Below are 14,089 nucleotides of genomic sequence, written 5' to 3' on the forward strand. Positions count from 1 at the left end.
ACAGCACCGCCGCCGGGACGACCGGAACGACCTCGTGCGGCTCGGTGCCCACCGGGAAACCGTGCTCGCGTTCGCCGAGCCAGCGCATCGCGCCATCGGCGGCGGCCAGCCCGTAGGCGCTGCCGCCGGTGAGCACGATCGCGTGCGCCTGCTGCACCGCGTGGGTCGGTTCGAGCACATCGGTCTCGCGGGTGCCGGGGCCGCCGCCGCGCACGTCGACCGCCGCGGACGCGCCGCCCGCGGTGAGCACCACGCTGGTACCGGTCGCCCACTGCTCGTCGAGCCGCTGCTCGTGCCCCACGAGCACGCCGCGCACGTCGGTGATCGAGTTCCGCGCTCCTGATCGCATGCGGCGACCCTGCCCGATCTGCACCGCGGCTTCACCCCCGGCTTTCCCGAGTGAACGGACTGTTCGTCCCACTAGATTGGGCAAACGGTCCGTTCACTCTTCGCGAACCCCGGCTCTGCCGCTCTGGCGAACACCCGCGCACCACTCGCCCTGCGCGAAGTGGACCGAGTGAACGGCCTGTTGGTCCGGCTAGATTGGTCCAACGGTCCGTTCACTCCTGGAGGAAACGGCTCAGGAGGTGAGGGTTTCGACCAGGGAGTCCTGGACCCAGGTGAGCCACTGGTAGACGCCCAGGTGCTCGCGGCGCAGGTCGTCCTCCGGCGGCTCCTCGGGCATGTCCTCCTGCACGTCGAGGGCGGTGCCCAGTGCCAGCCGCACGTCGTTGATCGCGCTGAGCCAGTTGTCGGCCTGCTCACCGCTGAGCACCACCCGGCCGCCGTCGCGCGGGCAGGTCTCCAGCACCACCGCGGCGGTGCCGGTCTTGCGGTCCAGCAGCTCCGGCTCGTACAGCGAGCGCATCGCCCCGGCGGCCGCGGGCTTCTCCTCGTCGGTCTCGCCGGTTTCCGGGTCGCGCCGGTAGAAGTCCGGCAGCAGCCGCTCCAGCACCCGGTCCTCGGGCGGGGTGGACGGGCCGGTGCGGATGCCGGTGAGCTCGGCCAGCTCGTCCTGCGGGGCCTCGTCGGCCCGGGCGTCGAGCATGTCCTTGATCTGCCCGACCAGGCCGCGGATCACCGCCGCTTCCTGCTGGGACAGTTCGGCGACGACGTGCCCGTTCTTGCGCGTCCAGCCGTTCACTTGAGATCACGAGTCTTTCTGCATCGTCGCCCACAGGCCGTTGGCGTGCAGCTTCGCCACATCGCCCTCGACCTTCTCCTTCGTGCCCGAGGACACCGCGGCCCGTCCCTTGTGGTGCACGTCGAGCATCAGCTTGGTCGCGTGGTCCCGGCTGTAACCGAAGATCTTCTGCAGCACGTAGGTCACGTAGGACATCAGGTTCACCGGGTCGTTCCACACCACGGTCACCCACGGTTTGTCCTCGTTGCCGAGTTCGTTCGGCTGCGCGCGCTCCAGTTCAGCGGGCGAAGTCATGTCCCCATGTTCGCACGTGTGCGCGGGAACCGTGTCGACCGCACGGGCACACCCGGCCCGACCTGTGCGGGAACCGCGCGGGCGGCACGTAGCCTCTGATCCATGACGGCCGCATCCAGTACCGCACTGCGCACCGATCACTACGAGCTGACCATGCTGGCCAGTGCCCTGCGCGACGGGACCGCCGAGCGGCGTTGCGTGTTCGAGGTGTTCACCCGGCGATTGCCGGACGGGCGCCGGTACGGCGTGCTCGGCGGGATGCAGCGGGTGCTGGACGCGATCGAGAACTTCCGCTTCGACGAGGCCGAGCTGACGCGGCTCGCGGAGGCCGGGGTGGTCGACGAGACCACGCTGGACTGGCTGCGCAACTACCGGTTCCAGGGCGATGTGGACGGTTATCCCGAGGGCGAGCTGTACTTCCCCGGTTCGCCGCTGCTGACCGTGCGCGGCACGTTCGCGGAAGCGGTGCTGCTGGAGACGGTGGTGCTGTCGATCCTCAACCACGACAGCGCGATCGCCGCCGCGGCCGCGCGGATGGTCTCGGCGGCCAACGGGCGCCGGATCATCGAGATGGGATCCCGCCGCACGCACGAGGAATCCGCGGTGGCCGCCGCACGCGCCGCCTACCTGGCAGGGTTCTCCGGGACGTCGAACCTGGAGGCCGGTCGCCGCTACCGCATTCCCACCATGGGGACCTCGGCGCATTCGTTCACGCTGCTGCACGACTCCGAGCGTGCCGCGTTCGAGTCGCAGATCGCCGCTCTTGGCGCGGACACGACACTCCTGGTGGACACCTACGACATTTCCCGCGGGATCGCGACGGCCGTGGAGGTCGCGGGTTCCGGTCTCGGCGCGGTCCGGATCGACTCCGGTGACGTGGGCGTGCTGGCGCGGCAGGCGCGGGAGCAGCTGGATTCGCTGGGCGCGACCGGAACCCGCGTGGTCGTCTCCGGTGACCTGGACGAGTACGCGATCGCGTCGCTGCGCGCGGAACCGGTCGACGGCTACGGCGTGGGCACTTCGCTGGTGACCGGTTCGGGGGCGCCGACGGCGGGCATGGTCTACAAGCTCACCGAGGTCGAGGGCCGCCCGGTCGCCAAGCGCTCGTCGAGCAAGGAGTCCCGCGGCGGCAGCAAATCCGCGCTGCGCAGGCACAAGAACACCGGTACCGCGATCGAGGAGGAGGTGTACCGGACCGGGTCGGGCTTCGCCGCGCCGCAGCCGGGCCCGCACGACCGCGAGGTGCCGATTCCACTGGTGCGCGGCGGGAAACAGGTCGATGACCTGCCCACGCTGGAGGACAATCGGGAGCGCCTGCGGCACGCACTGGTGAGCCTGCCGTGGGAGGGGCTGAAGCTTTCCGGTGGCGAACCGGCGATTCCGACCGTCTTTCCGGAGAGCTGATCCCCCGCGAGCCGAGTGGAGGAGCACGGATGAGCACTGCGCTGCTGATCGTCGATGTGCAGCTCGACTTCTGCGAGGGCGGGGCGCTCGGGGTGTCCGGCGGGGCCGGTGTCGCCGCGGCGATTTCCCGCCATGCCGCGGAGAACGAGTACGCGCACGTGGTCGCCACCCGCGACTACCACGTCGATCCCGGGGATCACTTCAGCTCGCAGCCGGACTACGTGCGGTCCTGGCCGGTGCACTGCGTCGCGGGGACGGCCGGCGCGGCGTTCCACCCGGAGCTGGAGGTGGGGCCGGTGCGCGCGGTGTTCTCCAAGGGGCAGTACAGCGCCGGGTACTCCGGTTTCGAGGGGAAAGATCGGCTTGGCACGCCGCTGCGCGATTGGCTCGGTGAACGCGGAGTGGACGCCGTCGATGTGGTCGGCATCGCCACCGACCACTGCGTGCGCGCCACCGCGCTGGACGCCGCGAAAGCGGGCCTGACCACGACGGTCCTGCTGTCGCTGACCGCAGGAGTCGCACCGGCCACAGTGGACACAGCTGTCCGCGACCTGCGGGTGGCGGGGGTGGCGCTGACCGGGACGCCGGTGGTGGCGTGAGGCCGGGACATCAGCAGCGGCACCGTTACAACTCGGGAAATTCCGGGGGCAGCGGGTCGAGTTCCGCGACGAGCGGCGAGCGCCGGTCGCGGTACTCCGCGCACAACGCCCGGTAACCGAGGGCACGTCCGACCGGGGCGAGCACCCCGAACAGCAAGCGCTGCACCGGCCACGGCGGTGCGGCGAACCGGACGATGTCGGCGTATTCGGCGGAGGTCACCGCATGCTGCAGCAGGCCGGGCTTGCCGTTCGAATCGGTCCTGCCGTCTTGGGCCAGCCCGTACAACTGCCGGAACACGGCCTGCTCGAAGCGATCCACCCGGCCCTGCATCCGGATCACGATCCGCGTCGGGCCGGAGTCGCCGTTCCAGAAGTAGTGCCGGGTGCCCGCTTCGGCGAGCACGCTCTCGCCCACTTCTTCGAGAACCCGCGACCGGCCGCCTGCCCGAATGCCCAGCTTGCCGCTGACCAGCACGAACCTCTCGTCGGCCGTCGGATGGTAGTGCTCGCCCACCACGGTGCCGCCGGGCTCCAGATACAGGTCCCAGATGAGCACGGACCCGTCGCCTTCGTCGTTGCCCCGCCGGATGACGACGCGCTCACCGCAGACCGGGTTGTCGTAGACCTCTTTCGACCGGACGACCATTCCGTCCCCTCCTCGATCCCGCCCCTCCTCGATCCCGGCTGGTCAGCGCTTCACCGCGAACGCCAGCCCGTCGGCGAACGGGAGGATGCTCAGGTCCACCCGCTCGTCCTCCCGGATCTTCTCGTTGAACGCGCGGATCGCCGTGGTCTCGCTGTCCTGTTCGGCCTCGTCGAGCACGGCGCCGTGCCACAGCACGTTGTCCACCAAGATCAGTCCGCCGGGCCGGACCAGGCGCAACGCGATCTCGTAGTAGTCCGCGTAGCCCTCCTTGTCGGCGTCGATGAAGACCAGGTCGAAGGAGCCGCGCCGGTCCGCGCGCCCGGCGAGTCCGGTGAGGACCCCGACGGCGTCACCGACCCGCAGGTCGACCTTGTCCTCGACGCCGGCCCGGCGGGCGTGCGCCAGGGCGATCGAGCTGGCCTCCGAGCTGATGTCGCAGGAGAGCACGCTGCCGCCGGCGGGCAACGCGCGTGCGATGGAGATCGTGCTGTACCCGGTGAACGTGCCCACTTCGAGCACGCGGGAAGCACCGAGCGCTCGCACCAGGACCCCGAGGAACTGGCCTTCCTCCGGCGAGACCTGCATGATCGCGCCGGGCATCTGCTCCGTCTCCTCCCGCAGCGCGGCCAGCGCCGCGGGTTCCCGCAAGGACATTTCGGCGATGTAGTCCTGGAGCGCGGACGTCACTTCGACCTGTACTCGCACAGGGCGACTCCTTCGATGTTCGCGGACCGCGCACCGAATCGGACGATGCCGCGGGCGCGCCAAGGCCCCGCGAATCGCTTCGGCGCGGATCATCGGAATGCACCCGGAAACCCCCATGGCACGGGTGATGCCGCCGATGTTAGCGGCGGCAAATCGAAGATCGTAATGTGATTCAGGACACTGGAGCAATTTTTCGACAAGAACTCCTTGCGTCCGGGCATCGGATCCGTCTGGTTGCCGTTCACCACTTCAGAGCAATTATTCACCTGCACAGCGGAAGCCGCCGGAAAATCCGCCGCGCGCACGTGAGCCGTTAGCACCAAACGACAACCGATCGGCCCCGGTGCGAATGTGAAATCGGAGCGCGAAGCGGTCGCGGAGCCGCATTTCGCTTGACACGCCGGATGCCCCGCCCCAAACTCGGCAGCACACCGGACATCTCGGGATGTGCGGGACTGGGGAAGGAATCAGGGCCGCGCGGTCCACCGCGGAACGCAGCGCAGCGCGCCGTGTGCGATCGATCGACACTTCTGGCCCGACCGCGTGGCGAAGCGCCACCCAATTCACGCTTCCGCCGTTTTCGCACGCTCGTACACGGAGGGAACGATCCTTGGTAGACGCAGTGATCGTCGCAGACCTCAACGAACCGTCGGACATCCACGGAATGCACAGCGGCGAAGGCCTGGCCCGCTGGAAAGTGCTGGCTCGCAGGGGCAGTTTGTTCGGCTACTGGGAGGCGGTCGAGTGGTCCGCACTACCGCCGGGCGGGGTGAGCGGAGAACATATTCATTCGCGCACCGAAGAGTTGTACTTCATCGTCTCCGGCGACGGAGAGATGACGCTCAACGGACGGACGCACCAGGTCCGGCCGGGCCACCTCATCGTGAACGGCCTGGGCACCCGCCACGGCTTGCGCAACACCGGTGACGAGGAACTGGTCTGGCTGGTCATCGAAGTCTCGGGACCGCACACCGCAGCGGTGCTCGACACCCCGCGAGAAACACCCCGACACGAGCCGGAGAGGACAGCAATGAGCGACGCCGTGGTCATCGATCTGCGCCAGGCAGGCCAAGTGGACACCACCGAGCACCTGACCGGTCCGCTGCGGCTCGCGCGGCTGGTGCGCCTGCGCCCTGGAGAGCCGCTGGAGCTTTCCGCCGACGCCGAAGAGCACACCGTTTACACACTCGGCGGCCAGGGACGCGCACGCGGGTCCTCGGAAACGGTCGCGCTCCGCTCCGGAGTGGGCCTGACGCTGCCGCTCGGCGGAACGGTTTCCATCGAAGCCGCGTCCCAGCGGGAACCGCTGGAACTGTTCGTCGTGAACCTGGCCGTCCCCGGCGCCGCGGGAGGCAGGCAATGATCGTCACCGACTCGCGCGGACTGGTGCTGACCGCCGACGAGCGCACCGGGGTGATCAGATCGCGCTGCCTGGCTCGGCGCGGAATGCTCTACAGCGAATGCGAAGCCGTGGACTACTTGCTGCTGGCGCCCGGCGCCGCGCAGGACGCGCGCGGGCAGTCCGGTGTCGAGCTGGCCGTGCTGGTGCTCGGCGGGAGCGGCGAGCTGTCCGATACCCGGCGGGACCGGCCCGCTCCCCTGCGTCCCGGGGCGCTGGTGCTAGCGCCCGCGGGTTCGGGCACGGTGTTGCGCAACACCGGCGAGGTCGAATTGGAACTGTTGCTGATCGCGGTTTTCCCGGAATCGGTGACCGGCCGGTTGCCGATCCGGAAACCCGTGGAACGGCCCGCGGGGGCCGGGGATGGGTAGCGGAATCCCCGGAGCGCGAAACGTCGACCACGTCGCCTTCACCGTGCCCGATCTGCGGCGGGCGGTCGCCTTCTTCGTGGACGTGCTGGGTGCCGAAACGATCTACTGGGAAGGTCCGGTCCAGGACCTGGCCGGTGACTGGATGACTCGCAAGCTCAACGTGCACGAACGAGCGACGGCCCGGATCGCGATGCTGCGGCTGGGCCCCACCACGAACCTGGAACTGTTCGAGTACACGGCCCCGGACCAGCAGCGCCGGATACCGGAGAACAGCGACCACGGCGGTCACCACCTGGCCATTTACGTCGACGACGTGGACGTCGCCGCCGAATACCTGCGGAACCAGCCGGGAGTGCGGTTGCAGGGCGAACCGGAAACGATCGAAGAAGGCCCGCTCGCCGGGAACAGGTGGATGTACTTCACCGCGCCGTGGGGAATGCAGCTGGAAGTGGTCGACATGCCCGCGGGAATGCCCTACGAACAGCGCACCGCCGCACGCAAGTACGGACCGGCCCCACGCTGGGACAACAGGGCCGAGCAAAACCGCGACGCGATCCCGAGCAGCGCCGACGCGAATGCGGCCGGCGATCCGCACCCGTCCGGGAACACCGGCGCGAACCTGACAGAGAAGGAGCGTTAGATGACGCCGACCGCAACGGAATCGTTCGCGCCGTGGCGGGATCGATCCGAAGCATCCCGCAACCGCTGGACCGTAACGGCGACCCGGCCCGTCAGCTACGACGTCGCGCTCTGCGACGGCATTCTCGATCCCGCGAATCCGGCGCTGCTGCGGGCCGTTCCGCGCGGCGTGTCGCCAACGGCGCGACGACTCCTCGTGATTGATTCCGAGGTGCACCGGCACTACGGCCGTTCGTTCGCCGACTACTTCGAGCGGCATTCGATCCCGTCCGCCACCTGCGTGCTGAATTGCGACGAGACGACGAAGCACTGGGGCAACGTGCGCACCGTGCTGCAAGCGCTCGATCGGTTCGGCATCGACCGCCGGAACGAGCCGATCGTCGCGGCGGGTGGCGGTGTGCTGCTGGACGTCGTCGGTTTCGCCGGCAGCCTGTACCGTCGGGGCACGCCGGTGGTGCGGGTGCCCACGACGCTGATCGGTCTCGTCGACGCGGGCATCGGAGTGAAGACCGGCGTCAACTTCGACGAGCACAAGAACCGGATCGGGACCTATCACGCGGCCGATCGCGTCGTGCTGGATCCGTCGTTCCTGCGAACCGTCGGCCGCAGGCATCTCAGCAACGGGCTGGCCGAGATCCTCAAGATGGCGCTGATCGGGGATCGCCGGCTGTTCGACCTGCTGGACTGGCACGGTGCCGGGCTCCTCGCGGCCAAGTTCCAGCGCGACGGCCGGCACCGGGAAGCCGCGACCGAAGTTCTCGAACGGTCCATCGGCGGCATGTTGGACGAATTGCAGCCGAACCTGTGGGAGAGCTCGCTGGAACGCGTCGTCGACTACGGTCATTCGTTCAGCCCGACGCTGGAGATGCGGGCGTTGCCGGAACTGCTGCACGGCGAAGCGGTGAGCATCGACATGGCCTTGAGCACGCTGCTCGCCGAAGGGCGAGGTCTGGTCACCGCTACCGAACGGAGCCGCGTGCTGCGGCTCATGCGCGCGCTGGAACTGCCGATCTCGCACCCGCTGTGCACCAGCGAGCTGCTGATCTCGGCGCTGGGGGACACCACCCGCCACCGCGGCGGCAGGCAGCGGTTGCCGCTTCCCGTCGGCATCGGGGCCGCCCGGTTCGTCGACGACGTCGACGAGCGGGAACTCGAGGTGGCGGGCGAGTCGCTGGCTGAGCTGGCGAAGAACGGCTGATGCGCGGCCACGCGGCGATGCTCGGCCCCGCGACCGGTGCGGTGCGATGCGCCACCAGGGCGATCGCACCGCACCGGTACGGGCCGGTCCCATCAGTCCGGCAGCCGCACGGATTGGGCGTGCCGGAACACGTCGCGCGGATCGAACCGCTTCTTCACCTGCTGCAGCCGCTCGTAGTTCTCCTTGTAGTAGAGCCGGTACCAGGGCACTTGCGACTGGTTGTGCTCCGCGGAGTTCAAGTCCACGTCCGGGTAGTTCACGTAGCAGCCGTCCGTGAGCTCGTTCGGCACCGGCACCCCGCCGGTGTCCCGGTACAGGTCCGCGTAGAACCGGCGCAACCAGGTCAGGTGCTCGTCGTCGTCCGCCGGGTCGTCCCACAGCACTTGCCAGTAGAGCTTGAAGAACGAACTCCGGTGCGCGAACGCGGTCGCGGACTCGGGCACCGCGTTGACCTGGGCCCCGAAGCCCTGCAGGTGCATGGTGGCGGTCGAGTTGTCGATGTCGGTGCTGGTGAGGCTCTGGTACATGGTCGCGACGTGCTTGTCCGGGAAGTTGCCGCGCATGTACCCGGATTTGTAATCGGCGCGCAACGTCGGATTGTTCAGGTCGACGTTGTTGGTGCCCAGGAAGCGCGTCGCCTGCAGCCACGGCAAGCGCTGCGCTTCGTAGCACCCGGGCATCGCGTTGTACTCCCCCATCGACGCGGTCATCGGTTGGAGCGGTGCACCGACCCCGTCCGTGATCGCGTCGAGGTATTCCGCTAGCAGGTCGTCCGCCCCCGGAAGATCGGCTTCCACCTGGGTGATCAAGCCGATCTGCCCGTTCGACCGGTGGTTGAGCACGGCCAGCCCGAACAGACCTGCGGCCCGGCTGCCCGGCCGGGAGTTGCGCACGTGCCAGTCGGCGTAGTTGTTCACGAGCCGGGTGAAGCCTGCTTCGGTGATCTCGTCCCAGGACAGCGCGGCTGCGCTGAGCAGCACGTGCCGCGGTGGGCGCGGCAGGATCTCGCCGGGTTCGCGGCCGGTCGCGCCGGGACTGCGGAACCAGTAGCGGGTGATCACGCCGAAATTGCCGCCGCCACCGCCGGTGTGCGCCCACCACAGGTCCCGGTTGGGGTCGTCTTCCTCCCTCGTGGCCACTACCCGGCGGACCTCACCGCCTTCGCCGACCACGACGACCTCGACCGCGTAGAGGTGGTCGACGATCAAACCGTGCCGCCGGGCCAGCGCGCCCCATCCACCGCCGGAAACGTGTCCCCCGACACCGACCGAATAGCAGAGGCCGCCGGGGAGGGTGACGCCCCACCGCTCGTAGAGCTTCTCGTACACGTTGAGCAGGTTCGAACCCGCTTCGACGGCGACGGCGTTCATGGCCGGGTCGTAGTACACGGCGTCGAGGTGCTTCATGTTGATCACGACATCGACGTCGCTGTTGTAGACGAAGTCCTCGAAGCAGTGCCCGGCACCGTTCACCGTCATCCGCTTGCCGTCGCGGACGGCTTCCTGCACCAGCGGTGCGACCTGCTCCACGGACTCGACCAGGACGACGGATTCCGGAGTCCCCGACCACCGCTGGTTGTACCCGCTGGTCAGGTCCGGGTATTGCCGCGCTTCTTTTGAAATTGTTGCCATTGCAGGAATACCTCTTCAGTCCAGTGCAGCGACCCCCAGGGCGCTGCGCGCGAGAATTGCCGACGAGCTCGCCCGTGAACCGCGGTGCTCGGGCCGCGCAGGCCCGGAACGCGATCAGGCCCCCAGAGCCTTGGGCCCGTACTCGGCCGGTGGTGCGGTTTCGGGCGCACCCCGGCTCGATGGAACTCGCCCCAGTAGTGATGACCCAGTGATGCCCAGTGCTAGTGATGCCCCCGTGCCGCTGACCCAGCAGCAGCGCTGACTTCTCCCACGAACCCCCGGTTCTCCGCACCGTTGCACGGTCGGCGGAGCCCGCTGCGCACCGGCCGTCGAATCAGGCCGCCCAGCCCCCGTCCACGGGGATCGAGGCACCGGTGATGTGGCGCCCACCGGCACCGGACAGGTGCACGACGGTGTTCGCGATGTCTTCCACCACGCCGTAGTGCCCCAGCGCGGTGATGGCGCGCTGCCCGTCGGCCCCTTCGGAATCCGCCGGGTTCATGTCCGTGTCCGTAGGCCCCGGGTGCACCACGTTGACCGTGATCCCGCGGGGGCCGAGTTCCCGGGCCAGCGCCTTGGCGAAACCGGTGAGCCCGGACTTGCTCAAGGTGTACAGGCTCACGCCGGGGAACGGCACCCGTTCCACGAACGAGGTTCCGATGTGGATGATCCGGCCGCCGCCGGACATGTGCCGCACCGCGGCCTGCGTCGTCAGGAAGGCGGTCCGCACGTGCACCGCGATGGCCTGGTCGAACTGCTCCAGCGTGACGTCCTCGATCAACCCGTAGGGGAAGATGCCGGCGCAGTTGACCAGGATGTCGAGTCCGCCGAGGCGGTCGGCGGCCTCGTCGACCGCGACGCGGGCGGAGTCCGCGTCCATCCCGTCCAGCGGCAGGGCCGCCCCGCGCACCCCCGAAGCCTCGATGTCGCGCACGACGGAATGCGCTTTGTCCTTCGAACCCGAGTACGTGATCGCCACGTCCGCGCCGTTCGACGCGAGACCGCTCGCCGCTCCGGCCCCGATGCCCTTGCTCCCGCCGACCACGAGTGCCTTCTTGCCCGCGAGCTCCGCCATCGTTCCCCCATCGATTGTTCTGTATCGGTCGATACAGAAGTAGTCTGACGTCACCACTGGTGGCCGTCAAGCAGAATTTGCGGCAGGAAGCCGCGACACCGGCCGGGGAGGGCACGAGATGACCGAACGCGGACGACCGCGGGCCTTCGACCGGGAGGTCGCGCTGCACAAGGCGATGGAGGTCTTCTGGGCCAGCGGGTACGAGGGGACTTCCATCGGCGACCTCACCGCCGCGATGGGGATCAACGCACCGAGCCTGTACGCGACGTTCGGCAGCAAGGAGGGACTGTTCCGGTCCGCGACCGAGCGGTACAACACCGTCGAGGGCCGCGCCGCGAACGACGCCCTGCACCGGGCTGCGACCGCGCGGCTGGCGGTGGAGTCCATGCTGCGCAGCTACGCGCGGTCCTACACCGACCCGGCGACTCCGCGGGGCTGCATGATCGTGCTGGCTGCGAACGTCGGCACCGCCCGCAACGCCGGTGTTCGCGAGCACCTCGCCGGGCTGCGCCGCGAAGTGCTCGCGACGCTGCGGCAACGCCTGGAACGCGGCATCGCCGAAGGCGACGTGCGGGCGGACACCGACACCGCATCGGTCGCGACCTTCTACGCGACGGTGCTGCAAGGGCTGTCCATTCAGGCGAAGGACGGCGCGTCCCTGGCGGACCTGGAAGGCGTGATCGATCACGCCATGAGCGCCTGGCCGGCGGCGCCTTCCTGACCCGCCGGGAACGGCGCGGTGCTGCGAGTGCCGGGCAGGCGGCGTAGCAGCCGCTTGGCTGCGGCCACGCCCATCCATGCGTCACCGCCCGACTCGCGCCGGTGTGTGCCCCGCAGCCTTGACGTGGCCGCGCGGTAGCGTCGGAGGGTGCCTGGTTCCGTTCCGCAGTGGTCCGATCCGGACGTGTTCGCGCCCGACGACTCCGACGATCTTCCGCCGGAGATCGCCGCTGATCTCGCGAAGCAGGGCGGGCCGCAGCAGGCTCAGCACCGGAGCGAGCCGAGCACCGCGAAACCACCGGAGCAGGTACCGGAGCTGGCCGAGCTGCTGGAGATCGCGGTCCGCTCGGTCGGCGGCACCGAGCGCGAAGGTCAGGCGCGGATGGCCGACGCCGTGGAGCACTCCATCGGATCCGGTGAGCACTTGGCCGTGCAGGCCGGAACCGGCACCGGCAAATCCCTCGCCTACCTGGTTCCCGCGATCCGGCACGCCGTCACCGCGGCCACCACGGTGGTGATCTCCACCGCGACGATCGCGCTGCAGCGCCAGCTGGTGGACCGCGACCTGCCGCGGCTGGCGACCGCGCTGGCCGAGGCGTTGGGGCGGCCGCCGACGTTCGCGATCCTCAAAGGCCGCCGCAACTACCTGTGCCTGAACCGGGTCCACGGCAACGCCCCGGAAGAACCCGACGAAGGCGCGCTGTTCGACCCGTTCGCCGCCTCCGCACTGGAACGGCAGGTCAAGCGGCTGCGGGAGTGGGCGACCGAGACCGAATCCGGCGACCGGGACGAACTCGTGCCGGGCGTGACCGATCAGGCGTGGCGGCAGGTTTCGGTGACCGCCAAGGAATGCCTCGGGGTGCAGCGCTGCCCCGTCGGCACCGACTGCTTCGCCGAACGCGCCCGCGGTGAAGCGGGCCGGGCCGACGTGGTCGTGACCAACCACGCGCTGCTGGCGATCGACGCGCTCGACGACCGGCCGGTGCTGCCCGAGCACGACGTGGTCATGGTCGACGAGGCGCACGACCTGGTCGACCGGGTGACCTCGGCCGCCACCGGAGAACTCACCGGAGGCCAGGCGAAACTCGCCGCGCGGCGCTGCGGGCGCGCGATCGACCAGAGCATCGCCGACCGGCTCGACGAGGCGGCCGAAGGACTCGAAACCGTGCTGGAGGACGCGCCTGCGGAGCGGCTGGAGGCGATGCCGGAAGCGCTCGGCGGGGCGCTCACGGCGTTGCGCGACGCGGGCGCGGCGTGCATGACCGCGCTCGGGCCGGAGCGCAAGGAAGACGTCGAAGGCAGCACGGCCCGCAGGCTCGCGCTGGCGTTGACCGAGGAGCTGCACGACACCGCGGTTCGGTTGCTGGACGCCTTCGACGAACCGGAGGGCCAGCGCCGCGACGTGGTTTGGATCAGCGCCGAGCCGAACCGGCCGCGAGCGGTGAAGGTGGCCCCGCTCGGCGTCGGCGGGCTGCTGCGGGAGCGGCTGTTCGGGCAGCGCACGACGGTGCTGACCTCGGCGACGCTGGCGCTCGGCGGGTCCTTCGACACGCTGGCCCGGCAGTGGGGCCTGCCGCCGGAGCGCCAGGCGGCCGCGGCCGAGGACATGGCCAGCCGCAAGGAAGCACCCTCCGACAGCTCCAGCACCGCCTGGACCGGGCTGGACGTCGGCTCACCGTTCGAGCACCGGCGCAGCGGCATCCTCTACATCGCACGGCACCTGCCGCCGCCGGGCAAAGCCGGACTTCCGGACGAGTACCTGGACGAGCTCACCGAGTTGGTGCAGGCCGCGGGTGGCCGCACGCTCGGGCTGTTCTCCTCGATGCGCGCGGCCAAGCAGGCGTCCGAACAGTTGCGGGAGCGGCTGTCGACGCCGGTGCTGTGCCAGGGCGAGGACAACACCGCGCAGCTGGTGGCGAAGTTCTCCGAATCACCGGAAACCTCGCTGTTCGGCACGTTGTCGCTGTGGCAGGGCGTGGACGTGCCCGGTGACTCGCTGCAACTCGTGGTGATGGACCGCATCCCGTTCCCGCGGCCGGACGACCCGCTCGCCTCGGCGCGGCAGAAGGCGGTGTCCGCGCACGGCGGCAACGGGTTCATCACCGTCGCCGGGACGCACGCGGCGCTGCTGCTGGCCCAAGGCGCAGAAGGCATCGCCGTAGGACTCTCCACGAAGATCCTGCCCCATAATTTCTGCGAGATCTGCGACGCAGCCATCAGTTATCTGCACGACCAGCCCTTCCAGCTATACCCAGACTTCCCCA

The 14,089-nt window shown here is 69.4% G+C and carries 15 protein-coding genes; 8 read left to right on the plus strand and 7 right to left on the minus strand.

The features are described 5' to 3' along the window. The 3 genes from IJH84_RS13550 to clpS form a co-directional block, all read right to left on the minus strand. Positions 1-349, minus strand: a 349-nt coding sequence (locus IJH84_RS13550) for a P1 family peptidase (protein ID WP_295144822.1), incomplete at its 3' end; no start/stop codon positions are given. A gap of 231 nt (positions 350-580) precedes the next feature. Then, positions 581-1,144, minus strand: a complete 564-nt coding sequence (locus IJH84_RS13555) for a DUF2017 domain-containing protein (protein WP_200072727.1) — start codon at positions 1,142-1,144, stop codon at positions 581-583. Positions 1,145-1,150: 6 nt separating this feature from the next. Continuing rightward, on the minus strand, positions 1,151-1,438 hold the full coding sequence (clpS, locus tag IJH84_RS13560; RefSeq protein WP_200072726.1) for an ATP-dependent Clp protease adapter ClpS: 288 nt from the start codon (positions 1,436-1,438) through the stop codon (positions 1,151-1,153). A 102-nt stretch (positions 1,439-1,540) separates the two neighbouring features. On the opposite strand from clpS, the gene IJH84_RS13565 reads away from it, so the two are divergent. Together IJH84_RS13565 and IJH84_RS13570 are read left to right on the plus strand one after the other, a co-directional pair. Next, positions 1,541-2,842 carry a nicotinate phosphoribosyltransferase gene (locus IJH84_RS13565; RefSeq protein ID WP_200072725.1) on the plus strand — a complete coding sequence of 434 codons (1,302 nt, stop codon included), beginning with the start codon at positions 1,541-1,543 and terminating at the stop codon, positions 2,840-2,842. Positions 2,843-2,871: 29 nt separating this feature from the next. Further along, complete coding sequence (locus tag IJH84_RS13570) at positions 2,872-3,441, plus strand: isochorismatase family protein (protein WP_295144828.1); 570 nt, start codon at positions 2,872-2,874, stop codon at positions 3,439-3,441. Between the two features lie 25 nt (positions 3,442-3,466). Here the strand turns inward: IJH84_RS13570 and IJH84_RS13575 are convergent, their stop codons facing one another. Together IJH84_RS13575 and IJH84_RS13580 are read right to left on the minus strand one after the other, a co-directional pair. Further along, on the minus strand, positions 3,467-4,087 hold the full coding sequence (locus tag IJH84_RS13575) for a cupin domain-containing protein (protein WP_295144832.1): 621 nt from the start codon (positions 4,085-4,087) through the stop codon (positions 3,467-3,469). Positions 4,088-4,129: 42 nt separating this feature from the next. Next, a complete protein-coding gene (locus IJH84_RS13580; protein WP_295144836.1) occupies positions 4,130-4,792 on the minus strand; it encodes an O-methyltransferase in 663 nt (220 codons plus the stop codon). A 610-nt stretch (positions 4,793-5,402) separates the two neighbouring features. Between IJH84_RS13580 and IJH84_RS13585 the strand changes: the two genes are divergently transcribed. From IJH84_RS13585 to IJH84_RS13600, 4 genes are read left to right on the plus strand one after another with little or no spacing between them, the layout of a single operon-like run. Continuing rightward, positions 5,403-6,155, plus strand: a complete 753-nt coding sequence (locus IJH84_RS13585) for a cupin domain-containing protein (RefSeq protein ID WP_295144839.1) — start codon at positions 5,403-5,405, stop codon at positions 6,153-6,155. Then, the gene (locus IJH84_RS13590) at positions 6,152-6,562 is read left to right on the plus strand and encodes a cupin domain-containing protein (RefSeq protein WP_295144841.1); all 411 of its coding nucleotides are present in this window, start codon (positions 6,152-6,154) and stop codon (positions 6,560-6,562) included. The genes IJH84_RS13585 and IJH84_RS13590 overlap by 4 nt, the downstream gene beginning before the upstream one ends. Beyond that, a complete protein-coding gene (locus tag IJH84_RS13595) occupies positions 6,555-7,202 on the plus strand; it encodes a VOC family protein (RefSeq protein ID WP_295144844.1) in 648 nt (215 codons plus the stop codon). The genes IJH84_RS13590 and IJH84_RS13595 overlap by 8 nt, the downstream gene beginning before the upstream one ends. Further along, positions 7,203-8,399, plus strand: coding sequence for a sedoheptulose 7-phosphate cyclase (locus tag IJH84_RS13600; protein ID WP_295144847.1), 1,197 nt, complete (start codon positions 7,203-7,205; stop codon positions 8,397-8,399). 92 nt (positions 8,400-8,491) lie between these two features. Here the strand turns inward: IJH84_RS13600 and IJH84_RS13605 are convergent, their stop codons facing one another. Both IJH84_RS13605 and IJH84_RS13610 read right to left on the minus strand, forming a co-directional pair. Further along, the gene (locus tag IJH84_RS13605) at positions 8,492-10,030 is read right to left on the minus strand and encodes an FAD-binding protein (RefSeq protein ID WP_295144850.1); all 1,539 of its coding nucleotides are present in this window, start codon (positions 10,028-10,030) and stop codon (positions 8,492-8,494) included. Positions 10,031-10,364: 334 nt separating this feature from the next. Next, positions 10,365-11,105, minus strand: a complete 741-nt coding sequence (locus IJH84_RS13610) for an SDR family oxidoreductase (protein ID WP_295144853.1) — start codon at positions 11,103-11,105, stop codon at positions 10,365-10,367. A 118-nt stretch (positions 11,106-11,223) separates the two neighbouring features. On the opposite strand from IJH84_RS13610, the gene IJH84_RS13615 reads away from it, so the two are divergent. Together IJH84_RS13615 and IJH84_RS13620 are read left to right on the plus strand one after the other, a co-directional pair. Then, the gene (locus IJH84_RS13615) at positions 11,224-11,826 is read left to right on the plus strand and encodes a TetR/AcrR family transcriptional regulator (protein ID WP_200072716.1); all 603 of its coding nucleotides are present in this window, start codon (positions 11,224-11,226) and stop codon (positions 11,824-11,826) included. 381 nt (positions 11,827-12,207) lie between these two features. Next, a partial coding sequence (locus IJH84_RS13620) for a helicase C-terminal domain-containing protein (RefSeq protein WP_295144857.1) occupies positions 12,208-14,089 on the plus strand: 1,882 nt, incomplete at its 3' end.

Origin of the sequence: Saccharopolyspora sp. (assembly GCF_017434145.1) — a bacterium.
Lineage (GTDB): Bacteria > Actinomycetota > Actinomycetes > Mycobacteriales > Pseudonocardiaceae > Saccharopolyspora_C > Saccharopolyspora_C galaxeae.

Excerpts from the sequence above, each read along its gene's own strand:
- clpS (WP_200072726.1), bottom strand. The coding sequence starts at position 1,438 with ATGACTTCGCCCGCTGAACTGGAGCGCGCGCAGCCGAACGAACTCGGC.
- IJH84_RS13590 (WP_295144841.1), top strand. The coding sequence starts at position 6,152 with ATGATCGTCACCGACTCGCGCGGACTGGTGCTGACCGCCGACGAGCGC.
- IJH84_RS13595 (WP_295144844.1), top strand. The coding sequence starts at position 6,555 with ATGGGTAGCGGAATCCCCGGAGCGCGAAACGTCGACCACGTCGCCTTC.
- IJH84_RS13575 (WP_295144832.1), bottom strand. The coding sequence starts at position 4,087 with ATGGTCGTCCGGTCGAAAGAGGTCTACGACAACCCGGTCTGCGGTGAG.
- IJH84_RS13565 (WP_200072725.1), top strand. The coding sequence starts at position 1,541 with ATGACGGCCGCATCCAGTACCGCACTGCGCACCGATCACTACGAGCTG.
- IJH84_RS13605 (WP_295144850.1), bottom strand. The coding sequence starts at position 10,030 with ATGGCAACAATTTCAAAAGAAGCGCGGCAATACCCGGACCTGACCAGC.
- IJH84_RS13600 (WP_295144847.1), top strand. The coding sequence starts at position 7,203 with ATGACGCCGACCGCAACGGAATCGTTCGCGCCGTGGCGGGATCGATCC.
- IJH84_RS13615 (WP_200072716.1), top strand. The coding sequence starts at position 11,224 with ATGACCGAACGCGGACGACCGCGGGCCTTCGACCGGGAGGTCGCGCTG.
- IJH84_RS13570 (WP_295144828.1), top strand. The coding sequence starts at position 2,872 with ATGAGCACTGCGCTGCTGATCGTCGATGTGCAGCTCGACTTCTGCGAG.
- IJH84_RS13610 (WP_295144853.1), bottom strand. The coding sequence starts at position 11,105 with ATGGCGGAGCTCGCGGGCAAGAAGGCACTCGTGGTCGGCGGGAGCAAG.